20 protein-coding genes are annotated in these 18,450 nt (G+C 34.0%); 12 read left to right on the top strand and 8 right to left on the bottom strand.

Translation table 11 applies throughout. The annotated features are described in order from the left end of the window. Positions 1-11: 11 nt before the first annotated feature. From ACFSC2_RS10150 to ACFSC2_RS10130, 5 genes are all read left to right on the top strand, one after another. A complete protein-coding gene (locus ACFSC2_RS10150) occupies positions 12-1,229 on the top strand; it encodes an OprO/OprP family phosphate-selective porin (RefSeq protein ID WP_379814099.1) in 1,218 nt (405 codons plus the stop codon). Positions 1,230-1,325: 96 nt separating this feature from the next. Beyond that, the gene (locus ACFSC2_RS10145; RefSeq protein ID WP_379814100.1) at positions 1,326-2,303 is read left to right on the top strand and encodes a DUF6515 family protein; all 978 of its coding nucleotides are present in this window, start codon (positions 1,326-1,328) and stop codon (positions 2,301-2,303) included. Positions 2,304-2,398: 95 nt separating this feature from the next. Continuing rightward, positions 2,399-3,541, top strand: a complete 1,143-nt coding sequence (locus ACFSC2_RS10140) for a formylglycine-generating enzyme family protein (protein WP_379814101.1) — start codon at positions 2,399-2,401, stop codon at positions 3,539-3,541. 109 nt (positions 3,542-3,650) lie between these two features. Then, positions 3,651-4,928 carry a peptidase T gene (pepT, locus tag ACFSC2_RS10135; protein WP_379814103.1) on the top strand — a complete coding sequence of 426 codons (1,278 nt, stop codon included), beginning with the start codon at positions 3,651-3,653 and terminating at the stop codon, positions 4,926-4,928. Then, the gene (locus ACFSC2_RS10130) at positions 4,929-5,516 is read left to right on the top strand and encodes a YdeI/OmpD-associated family protein (RefSeq protein ID WP_379814104.1); all 588 of its coding nucleotides are present in this window, start codon (positions 4,929-4,931) and stop codon (positions 5,514-5,516) included. A gap of 418 nt (positions 5,517-5,934) precedes the next feature. On the opposite strand, the gene yajC is transcribed toward ACFSC2_RS10130, so the two are convergent. The 3 genes from yajC to ACFSC2_RS10115 form a co-directional block, all read right to left on the bottom strand. Then, positions 5,935-6,219 (bottom strand): preprotein translocase subunit YajC, encoded by a 285-nt coding sequence (yajC, locus tag ACFSC2_RS10125; protein ID WP_379814105.1) that lies wholly within the window; start codon positions 6,217-6,219, stop codon positions 5,935-5,937. Between the two features lie 118 nt (positions 6,220-6,337). Further along, positions 6,338-7,249, bottom strand: a complete 912-nt coding sequence (gene nusB, locus ACFSC2_RS10120; RefSeq protein ID WP_379814307.1) for a transcription antitermination factor NusB — start codon at positions 7,247-7,249, stop codon at positions 6,338-6,340. Positions 7,250-7,489: 240 nt separating this feature from the next. Continuing rightward, positions 7,490-8,596 carry a Glu/Leu/Phe/Val family dehydrogenase gene (locus tag ACFSC2_RS10115; protein WP_379814106.1) on the bottom strand — a complete coding sequence of 369 codons (1,107 nt, stop codon included), beginning with the start codon at positions 8,594-8,596 and terminating at the stop codon, positions 7,490-7,492. Positions 8,597-8,799: 203 nt separating this feature from the next. Here ACFSC2_RS10115 and ACFSC2_RS10110 point away from each other — a divergent pair, with 203 nt between their 5' ends. The 4 genes from ACFSC2_RS10110 to ACFSC2_RS10095 all read left to right on the top strand — a co-directional run bounded on the left by ACFSC2_RS10110 (position 8,800) and on the right by ACFSC2_RS10095 (position 12,565). Continuing rightward, the gene (locus ACFSC2_RS10110; RefSeq protein ID WP_379814107.1) at positions 8,800-10,578 is read left to right on the top strand and encodes an ABC transporter ATP-binding protein; all 1,779 of its coding nucleotides are present in this window, start codon (positions 8,800-8,802) and stop codon (positions 10,576-10,578) included. 68 nt (positions 10,579-10,646) lie between these two features. Then, positions 10,647-11,015, top strand: coding sequence for a PUR family DNA/RNA-binding protein (locus ACFSC2_RS10105; protein WP_379814308.1), 369 nt, complete (start codon positions 10,647-10,649; stop codon positions 11,013-11,015). Positions 11,016-11,168: 153 nt separating this feature from the next. Next, the gene (locus ACFSC2_RS10100; RefSeq protein ID WP_379814108.1) at positions 11,169-11,993 is read left to right on the top strand and encodes an alpha/beta hydrolase; all 825 of its coding nucleotides are present in this window, start codon (positions 11,169-11,171) and stop codon (positions 11,991-11,993) included. A gap of 23 nt (positions 11,994-12,016) precedes the next feature. After that, the gene (locus ACFSC2_RS10095; RefSeq protein ID WP_379814109.1) at positions 12,017-12,565 is read left to right on the top strand and encodes an RBBP9/YdeN family alpha/beta hydrolase; all 549 of its coding nucleotides are present in this window, start codon (positions 12,017-12,019) and stop codon (positions 12,563-12,565) included. Between the two features lie 72 nt (positions 12,566-12,637). On the opposite strand, the gene ACFSC2_RS10090 is transcribed toward ACFSC2_RS10095, so the two are convergent. After that, a complete protein-coding gene (locus ACFSC2_RS10090) occupies positions 12,638-12,973 on the bottom strand; it encodes a tRNA-binding protein (protein WP_379814110.1) in 336 nt (111 codons plus the stop codon). A 136-nt stretch (positions 12,974-13,109) separates the two neighbouring features. On the opposite strand from ACFSC2_RS10090, the gene ACFSC2_RS10085 reads away from it, so the two are divergent. The 3 genes from ACFSC2_RS10085 to ACFSC2_RS10075 all read left to right on the top strand — a co-directional run bounded on the left by ACFSC2_RS10085 (position 13,110) and on the right by ACFSC2_RS10075 (position 15,424). Continuing rightward, positions 13,110-14,003 (top strand): alpha/beta fold hydrolase, encoded by an 894-nt coding sequence (locus tag ACFSC2_RS10085; protein WP_379814111.1) that lies wholly within the window; start codon positions 13,110-13,112, stop codon positions 14,001-14,003. A gap of 126 nt (positions 14,004-14,129) precedes the next feature. After that, complete coding sequence (locus ACFSC2_RS10080; RefSeq protein WP_379814112.1) at positions 14,130-14,687, top strand: thioredoxin family protein; 558 nt, start codon at positions 14,130-14,132, stop codon at positions 14,685-14,687. A 359-nt stretch (positions 14,688-15,046) separates the two neighbouring features. After that, entirely contained in the window at positions 15,047-15,424 is a 378-nt protein-coding gene (locus ACFSC2_RS10075; RefSeq protein ID WP_379814114.1) for a GreA/GreB family elongation factor, read from the top strand. A gap of 111 nt (positions 15,425-15,535) precedes the next feature. On the opposite strand, the gene ACFSC2_RS10070 is transcribed toward ACFSC2_RS10075, so the two are convergent. From ACFSC2_RS10070 to ACFSC2_RS10055, 4 genes are all read right to left on the bottom strand, one after another. After that, positions 15,536-15,841: a cytochrome c gene (locus tag ACFSC2_RS10070; RefSeq protein ID WP_379814115.1), complete on the bottom strand. Its 306-nt coding sequence runs from the start codon at positions 15,839-15,841 to the stop codon at positions 15,536-15,538. Positions 15,842-15,933: 92 nt separating this feature from the next. Continuing rightward, positions 15,934-16,866 (bottom strand): peptidylprolyl isomerase, encoded by a 933-nt coding sequence (locus tag ACFSC2_RS10065; protein ID WP_379814116.1) that lies wholly within the window; start codon positions 16,864-16,866, stop codon positions 15,934-15,936. A gap of 46 nt (positions 16,867-16,912) precedes the next feature. Next, positions 16,913-17,218, bottom strand: a complete 306-nt coding sequence (locus ACFSC2_RS10060) for a hypothetical protein (protein WP_379814117.1) — start codon at positions 17,216-17,218, stop codon at positions 16,913-16,915. Positions 17,219-17,236: 18 nt separating this feature from the next. Then, positions 17,237-18,373, bottom strand: coding sequence for an MFS transporter (locus ACFSC2_RS10055; RefSeq protein ID WP_379814118.1), 1,137 nt, complete (start codon positions 18,371-18,373; stop codon positions 17,237-17,239). Between the last annotated feature and the right edge of the window lie 77 nt (positions 18,374-18,450).

Genomic DNA, 18,450 nt, shown 5'->3' with positions numbered 1-18,450 from the left:
CATATGAGCTTATGTGTAAAACAAACAAAACAAATCGTATTTATAAAATTCTACTTTTAGTTTTCCTGTTATTTAGTCTCAAAGGGCTTTCACAGCAAGAAAAAGATACCAGCAAAATAATGAGTGTGCGATATGGGAAGAAAGGATTTGAACTGCAGACAAGAGATAATAAATTTCTATTTCAATTACAAAGCCGTCTGCAATTTCGTTTTTCTACTCCTTACGATACAGATCCGCTTACTTATGATGATTATAGTCAAGATGCCAAAACTACTTTTAAAATAAATCGCGCCCGACTTAAAATTGGAGGTCATGCTTTTGAACCTTGGCTTAAATATTATTGGGAGTATGAATTAAGTCAATCCAATTTGCTTGACTTCAGAATTATGATTGAAAAATGGGATTGGCTGAGTTTTAAAGTCGGACAATGGAAAACAGAATTTACCCGCGAACGATTTATAAGCAGTGGTGAACAGCAAATGGTAGAACGATCGCTTATTAATCGTCCGTTTACAGTTGACAGACAACTAGGAGCTGAAGTATATGGCCATTTAAAAGGAAACGGTATTACCGATTTCAATTATTGGTTTGCAGCTTTAACAGGAACGGGGCGCGGAAGCACTTCTAATGATGATGGCAATTTAATGTATTTTGGACGGGCACAATGGAATTTTCTTGGAAGATTTCTTGATTTTGAAGGCTGTGATCTGGAGTTTCATGAAAAACCAACTCCAATTATCGCCTTTTCGGCCATAACCAACCGAAGTCCTTACACTCGTTTCTCTCAAGCGGGAGGAGGTTCTTTAGACGGATTTGAGGATGGTTTACCCGGTCAATACAGGGTTAATCAGTGGAATTTAGAAACTGCTTTTATGTACCGGGGTTTTTCTTGGCAGAGCGAATGGCATACCAAAGAAATAATAGATAAATACAACAACGATAATATGACAGTAATGAAAGGATACTATGTTCAGGCAGGCTATTTCTTTCATAATGTTTTTCACTGGTGGCCTCAACATTTAGAAATGGCAGCTAGACATGCTTCCTATAGACCCGATTATTCCGTAAGGGAAAATAGACAAGCAGAATCAACATTGGCTTTTAACTGGTTTTTTAAAGGACATAAAAACAAACTTACATCCGAAGTCAGTTATTTCAGTTTTCAAGATAAAACACTGCCATTAGAGCAAGGATGGCGCTTTAGAATTCAATGGGACATTTCGCTATAAGACTCAATATCAAAAACATAAGCTTCAAACTTTTATTTCAATTTGCATAAACGACGCATTTTTTTTATAACTTTAATTCATTATAAATCACTGAAAATGAAAAACATATCCAAAATATTAAAAAGATCGGCACTCTTATGTTTGATTGGTACATTTTTCCTTATTTCGATTGATAGTTTTGCACAACGGCATGGCGGAGGCGGTGCTCATAGAGGAAATGCCATTAATCGCGGAGGCGGTGCCACACATACCAGACCTGCCACTCAAACAAGACCTAGTTCTAACGGAGGAAGAATAAGTCGTCCTGCAAATTCTGGCACCAAAGTAACCAGACCTGCCAACGCAAATAATAAGGCGACGAGACCTGCTGCTGCTGCTGCAAGAAATAACGCTAATAGAAACAACACCAATAGAAGCAATAATAATATTGGTAATAGAAATACAAACATCAGCGGTAATACAGTTAATAGAAACAGAAACAACGTAAACATTAATGTAAACAACAGTGTTCATGTTCGCAACAACCGTAACACCTATGTACGACCTGCGCCCCGTCCGTATGTTCGTCCGCCGTATGTGTATGGAGGATATCGATACAATACTTTTCATCCGTATTATTATCATCCTTACAGACCTTATTATTGGGGACCAGTTTGGCATCCTTGGGGATTTTTCGTAGCCACTTTGGCCGTTACAGCAATTGTAGTGAGTGTCGAAAGTACGCAATATCATTACGATCAAGGTGTTTGGTACACTTCCTCAAGTGGCGGCTACACGGCGGTTCCAGCTCCCGTGGGCGGAACGGTAAATAATATTCCGAGTGGCGCACAGACCGTCAATACAGGAACTGTCAATAATTACTATTACGGCGGAACGTATTACGAAAAAGACGGAAATAATTATAAAGTAGTCGCACCAACAGCTGGAACAATTGTAGAAAGCCTTCCAGAAGGTGGAGAAGAAGTTACTATTGGTAATGTGAAATATATCAAATTTGGAGAGACTTATTATCAACCTGTTCAAGTTGACGGAAAAGACAAATATGAAGTTGTTTTGGTTGAAGAAGATAAATAATTTTATTAATTCTATCGGGTTAATATAATTAAGAAAGATATTTTCATAATTTTACCAAACTATTGACAACCACAATTAGATCAAAATCATTTGTTATGAAAAATAAAACCTTTTGGATTTTTGGCGTGCTCACAATTTCCATTATTTCACTTGCATACGGCTATACTAAAATCATCGTGCCTAAAAAAGAAATAGCTGTAAACGCAGCAGATTGTCACGAACTTCCAAGCAGTAATGAATCGGAGTTTAAACCAACTATTGAAAATAAATTCAAACCCAATTCAGATAAAACACCTAAAGGAATGGTTTGGATTCCGGGAGGCGAATTTTCGATGGGATCAAATGTAGAAGACGAAAGTTTATGCAGTATAAAAGGCGTTACAAAAGACGCTGCTCCTATTCATCGCGTTTATGTTGACGGTTATTACATGGATCAAACCGAGGTAACAAACGAAGAGTTTGAAAAATTTGTAAAAGCAACTGGTTATATAACTGTTGCAGAACAAAAACCAACCAAAGAAGAATTTCCGACGGCAAATGAAGAAGATCTAATTACGGGTTCGGTTATTTTTACTCCAACGCCTTCAGCTGTTAATCTTAATGATTTCCTGCAATGGTGGCGTTATGAACCAGGCACTGACTGGAGACATCCAGACGGCCCTCAAAGTACTATAAAAGGAAAAGAAAAATATCCCGTAGTTCATGTGGTTTATGAAGATGCTGCAGCTTATGCCAAATGGGCCGGCAAAAGATTACCTACTGAAGCAGAATGGGAATTTGCAGCAAGAGGCGGTAAAACAGGAAATCTTTATGCTTGGGGAAATAATTTAAAGCCAAACGGAAAATTCCAAGCCAATATTTACCAAGGACATTTCCCTATTAAAGATGGAGATACCGGCGAAGATGGCTTTAAAGGAATTGCTCCAACTGCGCAATATGCTCCAAACGCTTATGGATTATATGACATGGCTGGAAATGTCTGGGAATGGGTAAACGACTGGTACAGCGTAGATTATTACAAATCATTAGCAGAAAGTGGTCAAACAATAAAAAACCCTCAAGGTCCAGCCGCTTACAACGATCCAAACGATCCGTCACAAATAAAACGAGTGCACCGCGGTGGTTCTTTTTTATGTACAGATCAATATTGCACACGCTATATGGTAGGTACGAGAGGAAAAGGCGAATACCGTTCTGCCGCGAATCATCTCGGTTTTAGATGTGTAAAAAGTAAATAAGCAGTTAAAAAATAGTTGTATAGGGATTCATTTCTGAGTCCCTTTTTTGATTTATCGCTACAAGTTATCATCCAGCAGATTTTTTTATATTTGCTAAAAATTCAAAGAAATGCAGCATATTATAGACCGTTTTATCAGTTATGTAACAATTGATACCGAATCGGATCCAAATTCAACAACTACTCCAAGTACAGAAAAACAATGGAACCTTGCCAATAAATTAGTCGAAGAACTAAAATCTATTGGTTTAGAAGACGTAACAATAGACGACAAAGCTTATATCATGGCAACACTGCCAAGTAATGTTGAGCACGAAGTTCCAACGATTGGTTTTGTTTCTCATTTTGATACTTCGCCAGATTTTAGCGGTGCAAATGTAAAACCTCAAATCGTTGAAAATTATGACGGAAAAGATATTGTTTTGAATGCAGAAAAAAACATCATCTTGTCTCCAGATTATTTTAAAGATTTATTACAATATAAAGGTCAAACGATCATTACAACAGACGGAACAACGCTTTTGGGCGCCGACGATAAAGCTGGAATTACGGAGATTGTTTCTGCAATGGAATATCTGATTCAGCATCCGGAAATTAAACACGGAAAAATCAGAATTGGTTTTACGCCAGATGAAGAAATTGGCCGTGGTGCGCATCATTTTGATGTAGAAAAATTTGGAGCACAATGGGCTTACACTATGGACGGAAGCCAGATTGGTGAATTAGAATATGAAAATTTCAACGCTGCCGGCGCTAAAATAACTTTCAAAGGAAAAAGTGTTCATCCTGGTTATGCCAAAGGAAAAATGATTAATTCGATGCTTTTGGCAAATGATTTTATTAATGAATTACCAAAAGGTGAAACACCTCAGGAAACAAAAGGTTACGAAGGATTTTTTCACGTTCATCATATCAAAGGAAATATTGAAGAAACGGTTTTAGAATTAATTATTCGTGATCACAACAAAAAGAAATTCGAAAAACGTAAAGAACTGATTCATAAAATTGCAAAACAATTCAATAAAAAATTCGCGAAGAAATTTGGTGAAGATATCGTGATTGCTGAAGTAAAAGATCAATATTACAATATGAAAGAAAAGGTCCTGCCTGTAAAACATATTGTTGATATTGCCGAAAAAGCAATGAGAGAATTAAACATTAAACCGATCATCAAACCTATTCGCGGCGGCACTGACGGCTCTCAGTTATCTTTTATGGGATTACCTTGTCCGAACATTTTTGCGGGAGGCCATAACTTTCACGGAAAATATGAATATGTTCCTGCAGAAAGTATCCAAAAAGCAACTGATGTTATTGTAAAAATTGCTGAATTAACAGCTGTTCCAGGAATTTTTGATAGTTCTGAAAAATCTAAAAAGAGCAAATAAGTGGAATCAAAATCCGACAATAAAGGCATTTGGAAATATAGCGAGAAATGGGAAGAAGAACTCCTTCTTCTCAAATCTATAATTGATAAAACAGAACTAACCGAAACCACAAAATGGGGCGGTCCTGTTTATGTTTACAATAAAAAAAATGTAGTCGGAATTGGCGGCTTTAAAGATTATTTTACGATTTGGTTCTTCAATGGTGTTTTTCTAAAAGACGAAAAAAAGAAACTTATCAACGCTCAGGAAGATATTACAAAATCGCTTCGTCAATGGCGCTTTACTTCTAAAGAAGAGGTAAACGAAAAAGAAATTCTAGAATATATTGCTGAGGCTATTGAAAACGAAAAACAGGGAAAAATCATCAAACCTGCCAAAAAAGAAGCAATTGTTTCTGAGCTTTTAAATAAAGAAATGGCTAAGAATCTCGCTTTAAAAGAAGCTTTTGAGAAGTTTTCTCCTTACAAACAATACGAATTCTTGGAATACATCGAAACAGCTAAACAAGAAAAAACCAAAATTTCAAGAATCGAAAAAGTACTTCCGATGATTTTGGCGAATGTGGGATTGAATGATAAATACAGGTAAAGTTTAGAAATCCCAATATTGTAAATTCCAAATTCCAAACTATACGAAACCTTTGTCAAAGTTTAAAACTTTTACAAAGGTTTTTTCTTTTTGTAAACTGAGTATATAGAAGAGTTATCACAACCAATTGTCATTCCTAAAAACGAGGAATCTTCACAAGATTGGCGACATAGATTACGGAGCTCCTTGTGAAGATCCTTCCTTCGTCAGGATGACATACTAGAGTATTCAGAACCGTTATCACAACAATTTGTCATTCCGAGGAACGAGGAATCTTCGGAAGAAACTCTACAAAGATTTGTAATATACAGTAAACCCCACAGGTTTTTAAAACCTGTCGGGTTTAAAAAAAAATCCCAAATTCCATTACAAAATTGGAATTTGGGATTTTAAATTTTATTGAAATTTCTAAAAAACCTTATGCCTTTTTACTCACATTATTCAAAGCTGCAGTTTTATCTAAAGAAATAGCAGATCTTTCGATTTTTAATTTTCCTGACATTGTTTCGATCACTAAAGAAGTTTCTGAAAGTTCAGCAACTTTTCCGTGGATCCCGCCAATTGTTATTATCTTATCTCCTACTTTTAAAGCTTGAGCAAATTCTTTTTCTCTTTTAGCCTTTTTTTGCGCAGGCATAATCATAAAGAAATACAATACTACGAACATTAATAAGTAAGGAGCGAATTTCATTATTTCTGACATAATCTTTATTTTTTATTGTTTTATAATTATTTAAATCTTTTTAAAATCAGCTCTTCGACTTCGCTCAGAGTGACATGGAATTGGAATTTGGAATTTTAAAATTTGTTTTTTGTATATCCTACATCAACCCTCTTCCTACTTTTATCATTTTTTTGTTAGCAGTAAGTTCTTTTACCAAATTATCTAAAATTCCGTTGATAAAAATACTGCTTTTTGGAGTAGAATATTCTTTAGCAATTTCTAAATATTCGTTAAGAGTTACTTTTACCGGAATCGATGGGAATTTAATAAACTCACAAATTGCCATTTTCAAGATAATAGTATCAATTTCAGCAATACGATCACTGTCCCAATTTGGCGTTTTGTCTTCGTATTCTTTTGCAAAAGCAGTTTCGTTCAAAATTGTTCTTCTAAACAAATCTTTCGCAAAATCTTTATCTTCAACATCCTTGTACAATTTAGGAACTCTAAAATCGTCCGGCTCTTCTGTTTTGATTGCTTTTAATTGTTTAATGATATGTGTATTTACAACAGGAATATCATCAACCCAAGTTAATTTATCGTCTTCCAGATATTCGTATAATTTTTCATTCGGAACAATCACATTTTCGAACAAATCAATTATAAATTGTCTGTCTTCTTCAAATGTATTTACATTGTTACTCATGTATTTTTTGTAAATATCACTTGCTTTAACATCATTTAAAAGCAAAATAATATAATCATCGTTTAATGACCAGTTATTGATTTTACGGTTTTCTAGAGCGATGCTAAGAGAATTGCTTTCGGCAAGAAGTTGAAAAATTTTATTTTTAATAAATTTTTCATTTGGATTACGTTCTGCTGCAGTAGCAAGATGTTTTTTACTTGACAGATGTAAAAAAACAGACTCTTTTTTACAAATTTCTATCAATGAAGAAAGCATTATAAGATATAAGTCCTGAATATTATCTATGCTGTAAAAAAGAAATTTCTCTTCTTTTTCCAGATTATCAGAACCGCTTTGATGCATTGCATAAATGGACTGCATTACTTTAATGCGTATATGTCTTCTATTTACCACCTTGTAAGAACATTTTAAAATTAGTCTGCAAAAGTATAACTTTTGATGCTTATATTAAAATTTAAACATTAAAAAAACGTTTATTTTGAGATATCGTTTAAAAAATAATATTCTGTTTTCAATCTCATAACAAAAAAAATCTCAGCTTCAGAAAAACTGAAAACTGAGATTTAAATTTGTCTATTTAAATTTCAATAAAAACTTAAATTATTTTTTAGCGTTTTCAATTCTTCTTTGATCGATACGATTTTGAGCAATTGTAAGCGCTGCTTTATGAGTCGTAATGTTATTTTTAGCTGCGAAATCAATAATTTCTAAAGTTGTATTATAGATATTCTCTGTTTTAGTCATGATTTCAGCTTTACCATAATTAGCTAATTCAGCATAAACATTGATGATTCCACCTGCATTGATCAAGAAATCTGGAGCGTATAAAATGCCTCTTTCCTGTAATCTTGCACCGTGAACATTTTCGTCTGCCAATTGGTTATTTGCTGCACCAGCAATTACTTTAGCATTAATTTTGTTAACTGTATCATTGTTAATTGTTGCTCCCATCGCACATGGCGCATAGATATCTACATCTGCAGTATATAAATCTTCACCAGTGTAAATTGTAGCATTGTATTTTTGGGCAACCTGATATAATTTTTCTTCATTAATATCAGTAATTGTTACTTGTGCACCTTCTTTAGTTAAATACTCCACTAAAGTTTCCCCCACATGTCCAATTCCTTGCACTAAAACTTTTTTACCATCTAAAACATCAGAACCAAACTGACTTTTAGCTGCTGCTTTCATTCCTAAATAAACTCCGTAAGCTGTAACAGGAGAAGGATTTCCAGATCCACCTCTTTCTTCAGAAATTCCAGTTACATAAGGCGTAACATCTCTCACAGTGTCCATGTCTTTTGTTTCCATTCCAACATCTTCAGCAGTAATATATCTTCCGCTTAAAGAGTGAACAAATTCTCCAAACTTGCGCATTAACTCAGGCGTTTTCTGCGTTTTAGCATCACCAATAATAACCGCTTTTCCACCACCAATATTAAGTCCAGTAATGGCAGATTTATAAGTCATTCCTCTTGAAAGACGTAAAACATCGTTTAAAGCCTCCCATTCTGTGTTATAATTCCACATTCTGGTTCCTCCCAAAGCTGGCCCCATAACCGAATTATGAATACCAATAATTGCTTTTAAACCTGTATCTTTGTCATTGCAAAATACAATTTGTTCGTGATCGTCAAAAGATAATTGACCAAAAACAGGATCCATTTTTTGAAGTTCCTTTGCAGTTGCGAAAGTTGCATCCATAGCGCTAGTATTAATTAGGTTAAAATTATGAATTCGTCAAAAAGACAACTCAAACATAATTAAAAAATACACATGTGCTAATTTTTTATCTTTAAAACAACAATTTTACAATACAATTGTTTTGATTAATCGCAAATTATTATAATTTTATTTAATAATAATTCTTAAATCTAAAACAATTCAATATCAGATTTCTTAAAAAAATGAAAGAATTAAGCTATTTAAATAAATATTTCATTAAATATAAATACAGTTTTTTACTAGGTATTTTAATCACTATAATCTCACAAATATTTGCGCTCTTTACTCCAAAACTGATTAGCAAGTCATTAGACGCTATTGAAAAATTTGATAAACTTTCAAAAGCAGAACAATCTTCACAGATAATTATTGATTCTTATTATGAAGGTCTCGTTCATAATGTTTTATTAATTATCGTAACTGCTGTAGTTTCAGGATTTTTTCTTTTTTTAACTCGTCAAACTCTAATTGTAATGTCGCGCCATATCGAGTTTGATTTGAAAAATGAAGTTTTCAAACAATATGAAAATCTTTCACAGAATTTCTATAAACAAAATAGAACTGGGGATTTAATGAACCGTATCAGTGAAGATGTTTCGAAAGTCCGTATGTATGTTGGTCCAGCCGTAATGTATAGTATTAATACATTTATTCGCTTTACGATCGTTATAATATATATGTACAATGTATCACCGCTGCTTACCTTATATACCATATTGCCACTTCCCATTCTTTCTTATTGTATTTTTAAGTTAAGTTCAGAAATCAATAAACGAAGCACTACTTTTCAGCAATATCTTTCTAAAGTATCCAGTTTTACGCAAGAAATTTTTTCTGGAATAAGAGTTATTAAAGCCTATTCTTTAGAAAACCAGCACCAAAACAATATGGTTGATCTTGCCGAAGAAAGCAAACGTAAAAGTTTAAGTCTGGCAAGAGTACAATCTTTGTTCGGACCTTTGATGATTGCCCTTATCGGAATCAGTAATTTAGTGGTGATTTATTTTGGAGGTGTAATGTACATTAACGGAACGATTCCGAATATTGGGACAATTGCCGAATTTATATTATATGTAAATATGCTTACTTGGCCAGTTGCTTCTTTAGGCTGGGTTTCGTCTATGGTTCAGGAAGCTGAGGCGTCTCAAAAACGTTTAAATGAATTTTTAAAAATTGAGCCCGAAATTAAAAATAACAACGAAAATCCATCTTTTATCACAGGAGAAATTGCGTTTAATAATGTCTACTTCACTTATCAAGACACAAACATCGAAGCTTTGAAAGATGTTTCGTTTACAGTTAAAAAAGGAGAAACATTGGCTATTTTAGGAAAAACTGGATCTGGAAAATCTACCATTCTTTCTCTAATTTCGAGACTATATGACGTTACTGATGGAGAGATTACAATTGATAAAAACGAAATCAGTTCTTTGAATTTGAATGACCTTCGAAACAATATCGGAATTGTACCTCAAGATGCTTTTTTATTCTCGGATACTATTAAAAATAATATCAAATTCGGAAATCAAAATGCAACGGATGAAGAAGTTATTGAAGCAGCAAAAAATGCTGTTGTACACGATAACATTATTGCATTTAATAAACAGTATGACACCGTTTTAGGAGAAAGAGGAATCACACTTTCTGGCGGACAAAAACAGCGTGTTTCTATTGCGAGAGCTATTATTAAAAATCCAGCAATTTTACTTTTTGACGATTGTTTGTCTGCGGTTGATACCGAAACTGAAGAAATGATTTTGAATAACTTATTTGAAATTTCAAAAGACAAAACTACTATTATTGTGAGCCATCGCGTTTCGTCTGCAAAGAACGCAGACAAAATTATTATTCTCGAAGATGGACGCATCATTCAACAAGGCTCTCATAATCAATTAATAAATCAGGAGGGCTATTATGCATCGTTATATTTAAAACAACTTTCGGAAAAAGAATTACTTTAATTGTTGCGTAATAGATAATTTTTTATGATTTTTGATTACTATTAATTCCAAAAATGATAGAACGTATTATGAGAGAAAATGACATGTTAGAAAAAGAAGAGATTTTTTCTAAAGTATTACGAGCAGGAAGAAGAACTTATTTCTTTGATGTGAGAGCTACTAAAGCTGATGATTACTATATCACGATTACTGAAAGCAAAAAATTTACTGAAGAAGATGGTTCATTCCATTTCAAAAAACACAAAATTTACTTATATAAAGAAGATTTTGGTGCCTTTGCCGAAATATTAGAAGAAATGACTTCTTATGTTTTAAACCACAAAGGAGAAGAAGTAATTTCTGAAAGACATCAAAAAGATTTTAAAAAAGAATACAGTTCTGATAAATCTGAAAGCCAAAGATCTAGTTTTACAGATATTGATTTTGATGATATTTAATTCAAAAATAAACTTTCTATAAAGTACGAGTCCAATTTGTCCTGCATTTTGGACTTTTTTTATATATTACAGATTCAATTTTAGATTGCAGCTTTTAAATTTTAGATTTAGAACTAAAATCTGATTTTAAATTAGTAATTAAACATCTTAATAATGAAAAAATTAATTCTTCTTTTAAGCCTTATTTTCTTCGCAGTTTCAATTTCTGCACAAAATGTAGAATATGAAACGAAAAACAACATTCAATATTATAGCGCATCTGTAAATAAATCAGACAAATACATTAACGAAAGATGCGTTTTAGATATCTATTATCCTAAAAACAAAACCAATTTTGCTACAATTGTTTGGTTTCATGGCGGAGGCTTAACAGGCGGCAACAAAGAAATTCCTGAAGCTTTAAAAAATAAAGGTTTTGCCATTATTGGAGTAAATTACAGACTTTCTCCAAAAGTAAAAGCAGCAAAATGTATTGAAGACGCTGCTGCTGCAATTGCTTGGGCATTTAACAATATATCAAATTACGGAGGCGATAAATCTTTGATTTTTGTTTCTGGACATTCGGCAGGCGGTTATTTGGCTATGATGACTGGGCTAGACAAAAAATGGCTTCAGAAAGAAAATATCGATGCTAATCAAATTGCGGGATTAATTCCGTTTAGCGGGCAGTGCATTACGCATTTTGAAATTAGAAGAGAAAACGGAATTCCAGAAAAACAGCCTACTATAGACACTTTTGCACCTTTATATTATGTTCGTGCCGATGCGCCGCCTTTGTTATTAATAACTGGAGACCGCGAATTGGAAATGTTAGGCCGTTATGAAGAAAACGCATACATGGCAAGAATGATGAAACTCGTAGGTCACAAACAAACCAAACTTTACGAACTTGACGGTTACGGCCACGGAATGACAGAACCTGGTTTTCCGCTTTTGGTGAATGAAGTAAACCGAATTTTAAAAGAACTAAAAAAATAATCACTAAATAAAATTCCACGGCAATGGAGACACAAATTTTAATTATTCCAGGATTAGGAGATTCTGGAGAAAAACACTGGCAGACTTTCTGGCACGAAAAATTCGAAAACTCAATTCGTATTGTACAAGATAATTGGGATGAACCCATTCGAGAAGAATGGCTGAAAAGATTAAATGAAAACATTTTAAAACTTAATAAACCAACCGTTTTAGTAGCACATAGTCTGGCTGTTTCTTTGGTTTTGCATTGGGCAGAAAAAAATCAGAATCCGAATATTATCGGGGCATTTTTGGTTGCTCCCGCCGATGTAGATTCTCCAGATCATACACCAGAATGTACGAGAAATTTTTCTCCTATCCCGCTTTACAAATTACCATTTCCGTCTGTAGTTGTGGCAAGCGAAAATGACCCTTATGCTTCTTTTGAAAGAAAAAAATACTTAGCAGAACAATGGGGAAGTGATTTTGTAAACATTGGAAAACAAGGTCACATCAACTCTGATTCTGATTTAAAATATTGGGAAGAAGGACAGTTGATTTTACAGAAGTTAATTGAAAACATACAAAAGTAATCAGTGTTCTGGTTTTTAGTGTTCAGGGGGAACTGATGCCTAGCTGAACACTAAAAATCTAAACACTGAACACTATCCTATGCGCAGTCCTTCCGGCACTTTAAAATCAGGAGCTAATAGTATCACATCTCCCTCCTCGCCTACAGCTCCTAAAACCAAACATTCGCTCATAAATTTTCCTATTTGTTTTTTCGGAAAATTAACCACACCAACAATCTGACGATTCAATAATTCTTCTTTTGAATAACGTTTTGTTATTTGTGCCGATGATTTTCTAATTCCAATTTCAGAACCAAAATCAATTGTGAGCTGAAAAGCCGGTTTTCTAGCTTCAGGAAAATCGTTTACTTCTATTATGGTGCCGACGCGCATATCGGTTCTTTCAAATTCGTTCCAAGTTAAATCCATTTGTGCTTTATTTATCGAGATTTACAAACCTATTAATTTTGTAATGATCTGAACTAATTCTATAATCTTTTTTCTCGACTTAGCTTATAATTTTACAAAACTTGTAAGCAAAACTAACATTAAAAGGATATAAAAAATGGATAATAGTTTAGTAAATACCAGCGAATCTCTTAGGGATCATGATTTTGATATCAGACTACACAATACCGATAAATATATAGAAACTGCCAAAAACGTAAAACTTTATGTAAAAGATTACGGAAAAGGAAAACCAGTAATTTTAATTCACGGATGGCCTTTGTCTAATGAAATGTGGGAATATCAAATCGAATTTCTGGTTCAGAACAACTTTAGGGTTATTGCTTATGACAGAAGAGGTTTTGGAAAATCTTCACAGCCATGGAGCGGTTACGATTACGACACACTTACAGATGATTTGAGTGCAATTATCGAACAATTACAACTTGAAGATGCTGCACTAATTGGTTTTTCTATGGGTGGCGGCGAAGTGGTTCGTTATTTCAGCAGACATGGCGGAAAAGGCGTTACAAAAGCTGGATTAATTTCTTCTATTATTCCGTTTCTTCTAAAAACTGAAGATAACCCAGACGGGCATCCGAGAGAAAAAAGTGAAAATACTGCGACTGCAATAAAAGAAGATCGTATCGGATTTGTAGATAACTTCGGAAAAACTTTCTTTGGAGTTAATATCATCAACAAACCGATCAGTACTCCTTTATTAGAATATTACAGAATGCTTTGTTCTTTTGCATCACCGCATGCAACATTAAAATGTGCTGAATCTTTCTCTTATACCGATTTTAGAGACGAACTTCACACTGTAAATGTTCCAACTCTTATTATTCATGGAAATGATGACAAAATTGTCCCGATTGATTTGACTTCAAAAAAAGCTGCTGAAGCTATCGCAGACAATACATACATTGTGTACGAAGGTGCACCGCATGGATTATTTTATACTGAAAGAGAAAAATTAAACGATGATTTACTTCATTTTTTAAATTCATAAAACTTCTATATTTATCCAGGGAACTGCGTTTTGATTAACAGATGGTTCTCTGGATATTTTTATTCTTGTGCGCTTTTATTTACAGAATATTAGTTTTATTTTTGAAAATCTAATTTCTATTCGAAAATGGCACAAACAGCTTCAAACATGCTTCCTTTAGGGACAATTGCTCCAGAATTCTTTTTAAAAGACACGAATTCGAATTATACGTATTCGTTCAAAAATTTAAAAGGATCAAAAGGCACATTGGTTATGTTTATCTGCAATCACTGTCCGTTTGTGCATCATGTAATCAAAGAAATTGTGATGATTGCCAATGATTACCGCGTTATGGGAATTGGCGTAATTGCTATTTCCAGCAATGATGTTGTAAAATATCCGCAAGACGGTCCAGAATTAATGGCAGAATTTGCATTGGAAAACAAAATCGATTTTCCTTATTTATATGATGAAAGTCAAGAAACAGCAAAAGCTTATGAAGCCGCTTGTACTCCAGACTTTTATTTATTTGATAATGAAGACAAATTATTTTATCGCGGACAACTCGACGATTCAAGACCTGGCAACGGAATTCCGTTAAGTGGAAGCGACTTACGAGGTGCAATCGACGCCTTAATTTACAACAGAACTTTAAACGAGCTACAAAAACCAAGTATTGGCTGCAGCATTAAATGGAAACAGTAATTTGTTACTATTTAAAAAGTTTGCTTATCTTTGCAGATCAATTTGTTAAAATTTATGGGAAATATAATACCATTTACAGCTTTTAAAAAGTCGTTTTCTTACACAGGAAAATCGACTGCTGCTGTAATTATTTCACATAACAAGGCCTTTATTTTTTAGGCCTCCGTCTATTTCAGTTTCTTCTTTCGGCGGAGGATTTTTTACCAGGATTTTTAATTCATTTTGTATTTGAGGGAGTTTTCTCTTTCAAGTAATTTTTATTTTTCTACAAACTCATTTTTAAAACAATTATTTCTTAAAGGGATAAATCATTTAAATATTTAAATAATTCTTTAACAACATTATAAATGGATCAAACTATGAAACCCACACCAACATTTACCTCAGCTGATTATAAATTACTGAGAGAATTAATTTTAAAAAGTAAAAATGATACAAATGCCAGAGAAGCTAATCAGCTTTCTCAGGAATTAGACCGCGCAGTTATAAGTAAAGGCGAGCTCGACACATCTGTTATCAGGATTAATTCGACCGTAACTGTTGAAGACGTCAAAGCAAACAAACAAATGAAAATTCAGATTGTTCTTCCTTCTTCTGCAGATGTTAAACAATCTAAAATTTCTATTCTTGCTCCTTTAAGCGTTGCTATTATTGGTTTTAAAGAAAATGACCAAGTAGACTGGGAACTTCCTGCCGGAATTAAAACTTTAAAAATTGTTGCTGTAAGTAACTCTTAATTTTTTTGAACACCTCATTCGTGACGGTGTTTTTTTATTTCTTTTTTAAATAAAAAAAAACTATCCAATATAAATACTGAATAGTTTTTAGTCTTCCTTAAAAACGCAATATTACAACTGCGAGTGAATATAATTGGTAATCGAAGCCATTTTCACATCATCTAACTTCGCTTTCTTTTGCATTCTAACCAAAATTGGAGCCCACTCTTCTTTTGAGAATTTTACCGGCTCGTATAGTTTGTGGCATTTTGCACAACTGTTTTCGTACAAGTTTTTGCCTTCTGCCAACTCTGGCGTTAATTCTACTGCTGTTTTTGCTTCTGGAGCTTTTTCAGCTGCTGCTACCGGAACTGCCTTCTGAGTACCGCAAGAAGCCAAAACTAACGCAAATCCTGTAAGGATTACATATTTTTTCATTGTCTTTGTTTTTAAAGTAAATATAAAAAAAATCCCATCCGACTTGCGAATGGGATTCAGTATTAAGACAATTTAAAATTAGTCTAAATTCCTTATTTTACTTCCATTAATTCAACATCAAAAATCAAAGTAGCGTTTGGTGGAATAACCCCTCCAGCTCCAGAAGATCCGTATGCTAAATGAGAAGGAATTACAAAACGAGCTTTGTCTCCAACTTGCAATAAAGCAATACCTTCGTCCCATCCTTCGATAACTTGACCTTGGCCTAATCTAAATTCGATTGGTTTTTTTCTTGGGTAAGAAGAATCAAAAACTTTTCCAGTTTCTAAAGATCCTTCGTAGTGAACTGCAACTGTTTTTCCAGCTTCAGCTCTTTTTCCGTCACCTTTTTGAATCATTTTGTAACGTAATCCGCTTTCCGTTTTATCAAAACCAGCAGCCAATTGTTCCATTTTAGCTTCAGCAGCTGCTTTTTCTGCTTCTTCACGTTTTGCACGAGAACCTTCAAAAACTCTGAAAGCTTCAATAGCATTCCATTTTTCAGCTTCATCTCCTACTCTTACGATTTCTACAGATTCTAAAGCATCACCTTGAGCAACAGCATCTACAACATCTTGTCCTTCTACTACGTGACCAAAAACAGTATGTTTTCCGTCTAACCAAGAAGTTGGTACGTGAGTGATGTAAAATTGAGATCCGTTTGTTCCTACACCAGAGTTAGCCATTGCTAAAACTCCAGGACGATCGTGTTTTAAACTTGGGTGAAATTCATCATCAAATTTGTAACCAGGACCACCAGTTCCAGTTCCAGAAGGACAACCTCCTTGAATCATGAAATCAGGAATTACACGGTGAAATTTTAATCCATCGTAGTATTTATTTCCTTGTGATTTAATTTTATTTTCTAAATTTCCTTCTGCCAATCCTACGAAGTTCCCTACTGTTCCAGGAGTCAAATCGTGTGTCAATTTTACTAAAATTGAACCTTTGCTAGTATTAAATTTAGCGTATATTCCGTTTTCCATCGTTGTTGTTTTTAATTTAATTGCAAATTTACAAATTAATTTTTTATCATTTTGCGTGAAAAATGCATGTATCCTTAATTACCGGATTTTGCAGATTGATCACCGCTATTTTCGTGTCTTCATCAAAACCGTTCGTTTTATCTACGATTTTCGCATAAGGTTGTTGATTTAAAAAAATAGTATCGTTTTTAAGAATGACATTTTGATTAAACACAATAAGATCTCCTAATCCACACGGCTGACCGCACTTCCACATATATTGTTTTATTTGTTCGTCAGACAACGTCTTTTCACAGCTGACACAAAACTGAGTTATCAAAACCAAACTTAAAATTGCTGTTATCTTTTTCATATCAAAAAATTTAGATTTCTATCTTTTAGATTTTCTTTTATAAGTAAGACCATAAACTGCTAAAGAAAGCAAAGACAAAACCATACAGCCAATTGTTACAGCGTGCCAGCCTCCAACTTTCCATAATAATAATCCGTAAGCAGATCCTGCGGCGGTTCCTAAAAAGGTTAACGACATAAACACCGTATTTAGTCTATTTCTGGCTTCTGGCAGTAAAGAATAAACACGTGTTTGGTTGGAGATATGAACTCCTTGGATTCCAATATCAATAAATACAATTCCGATTGCGATTCCGATCACACTTTCTATAGAAAAATAGAAAACCAAGAAACTTATCAAGATCAATAAACAACCATAACCTACCGCTATTCTAGAATTTCCTTTATCTCCAAGTTTTCCAACCAAAGGTGCCGCTAATGCTCCAGAAGCACCAACGATTCCGAATAAACCAATCGTCGCACTATTAAAACCAAATGGTTCTCCAGACAACAGCAAAACCATTGTAGTCCAGAAAGCTCCAAATTGAGCGAAACTAAAAACATTGATTGCCGTTGCTTCGCGCAAAACAGGCTGTGTCTTTATAAGTGTAAACAAAGACTGAATCAACTGGCCATAAGTACCTTGAAACTGTGGTTTATTTTCTGGGAATTTACTTTGAATCACAAAAAAGATCAAAAGACAAATTCCAGATGCAATATAAAACATCGATCTCCAGCCTAAAACCTGACCAATAAAACCGCTTAATGTTCGCGAAAGCAAAATTCCAACCAAAAGTCCACTCATAATTGTCCCTACTACTTTTCCGCGTTGTTCAGGTGCGCTTAATGACGCAGCAAGCGGTAATATCAATTGCGGTACAATAGATGTGATTCCGATAAGAAGTGAGGCTATTTGTAAAATTAAAAAGCTTTTTGCTGTAGCTGCAATCAATAAAGCAATCACAGAAGCAAAAGTGGTCATTAAAATCTGCTTTTTTCGTTCTAATTTATCGCCAAGAGGCACCATAAAAAACAGTCCGACAGCATAACCTGCCTGAGTTAGATACGTTATTGTTCCGGCGCTGGCTTCGGGAATTTTAAATTCGTTCGCAATTAAGACAATTAAGGGCTGGCAGTAATAAAGATTTGCAACTATAAGACCAGTGCAAACTGCCATAAACAGGACATTAGTTTTAGATAAATTCATGCTGCAAAAATACCAATCTAATCTTTAGCAAAACTTTAAAAATACTT

The organism is Flavobacterium artemisiae (assembly GCF_042678225.1).
Taxonomy (GTDB): domain Bacteria; phylum Bacteroidota; class Bacteroidia; order Flavobacteriales; family Flavobacteriaceae; genus Flavobacterium; species Flavobacterium artemisiae.
The sequence above is the reverse complement of the archived record's forward strand: the minus strand, read 5'-3'. Positions and strand labels throughout refer to the sequence as shown.

What these genes read in the sequence shown, in the direction of transcription:
- ACFSC2_RS10065 (WP_379814116.1), bottom strand. Translation starts at nt 16,866, where the DNA reads ATGGAAAACGGAATATACGCTAAATTTAATACTAGCAAAGGTTCAATT.
- yajC (WP_379814105.1), bottom strand. Translation starts at nt 6,219, where the DNA reads ATGTCAGAAATAATGAAATTCGCTCCTTACTTATTAATGTTCGTAGTA.
- ACFSC2_RS10140 (WP_379814101.1), top strand. Translation starts at nt 2,399, where the DNA reads ATGAAAAATAAAACCTTTTGGATTTTTGGCGTGCTCACAATTTCCATT.
- ACFSC2_RS10095 (WP_379814109.1), top strand. Translation starts at nt 12,017, where the DNA reads ATGGAGACACAAATTTTAATTATTCCAGGATTAGGAGATTCTGGAGAA.
- ACFSC2_RS10085 (WP_379814111.1), top strand. Translation starts at nt 13,110, where the DNA reads ATGGATAATAGTTTAGTAAATACCAGCGAATCTCTTAGGGATCATGAT.
- ACFSC2_RS10100 (WP_379814108.1), top strand. Translation starts at nt 11,169, where the DNA reads ATGAAAAAATTAATTCTTCTTTTAAGCCTTATTTTCTTCGCAGTTTCA.
- nusB (WP_379814307.1), bottom strand. Translation starts at nt 7,249, where the DNA reads ATGCAGTCCATTTATGCAATGCATCAAAGCGGTTCTGATAATCTGGAA.
- ACFSC2_RS10090 (WP_379814110.1), bottom strand. Translation starts at nt 12,973, where the DNA reads ATGGATTTAACTTGGAACGAATTTGAAAGAACCGATATGCGCGTCGGC.
- ACFSC2_RS10110 (WP_379814107.1), top strand. Translation starts at nt 8,800, where the DNA reads ATGAAAGAATTAAGCTATTTAAATAAATATTTCATTAAATATAAATAC.
- ACFSC2_RS10150 (WP_379814099.1), top strand. Translation starts at nt 12, where the DNA reads ATGTGTAAAACAAACAAAACAAATCGTATTTATAAAATTCTACTTTTA.
- ACFSC2_RS10075 (WP_379814114.1), top strand. Translation starts at nt 15,047, where the DNA reads ATGAAACCCACACCAACATTTACCTCAGCTGATTATAAATTACTGAGA.
- ACFSC2_RS10115 (WP_379814106.1), bottom strand. Translation starts at nt 8,596, where the DNA reads ATGGATGCAACTTTCGCAACTGCAAAGGAACTTCAAAAAATGGATCCT.
- ACFSC2_RS10070 (WP_379814115.1), bottom strand. Translation starts at nt 15,841, where the DNA reads ATGAAAAAATATGTAATCCTTACAGGATTTGCGTTAGTTTTGGCTTCT.
- ACFSC2_RS10105 (WP_379814308.1), top strand. Translation starts at nt 10,647, where the DNA reads ATGAGAGAAAATGACATGTTAGAAAAAGAAGAGATTTTTTCTAAAGTA.
- ACFSC2_RS10080 (WP_379814112.1), top strand. Translation starts at nt 14,130, where the DNA reads ATGGCACAAACAGCTTCAAACATGCTTCCTTTAGGGACAATTGCTCCA.
- ACFSC2_RS10145 (WP_379814100.1), top strand. Translation starts at nt 1,326, where the DNA reads ATGAAAAACATATCCAAAATATTAAAAAGATCGGCACTCTTATGTTTG.
- ACFSC2_RS10055 (WP_379814118.1), bottom strand. Translation starts at nt 18,373, where the DNA reads ATGGCAGTTTGCACTGGTCTTATAGTTGCAAATCTTTATTACTGCCAG.
- ACFSC2_RS10060 (WP_379814117.1), bottom strand. Translation starts at nt 17,218, where the DNA reads ATGAAAAAGATAACAGCAATTTTAAGTTTGGTTTTGATAACTCAGTTT.
- pepT (WP_379814103.1), top strand. Translation starts at nt 3,651, where the DNA reads ATGCAGCATATTATAGACCGTTTTATCAGTTATGTAACAATTGATACC.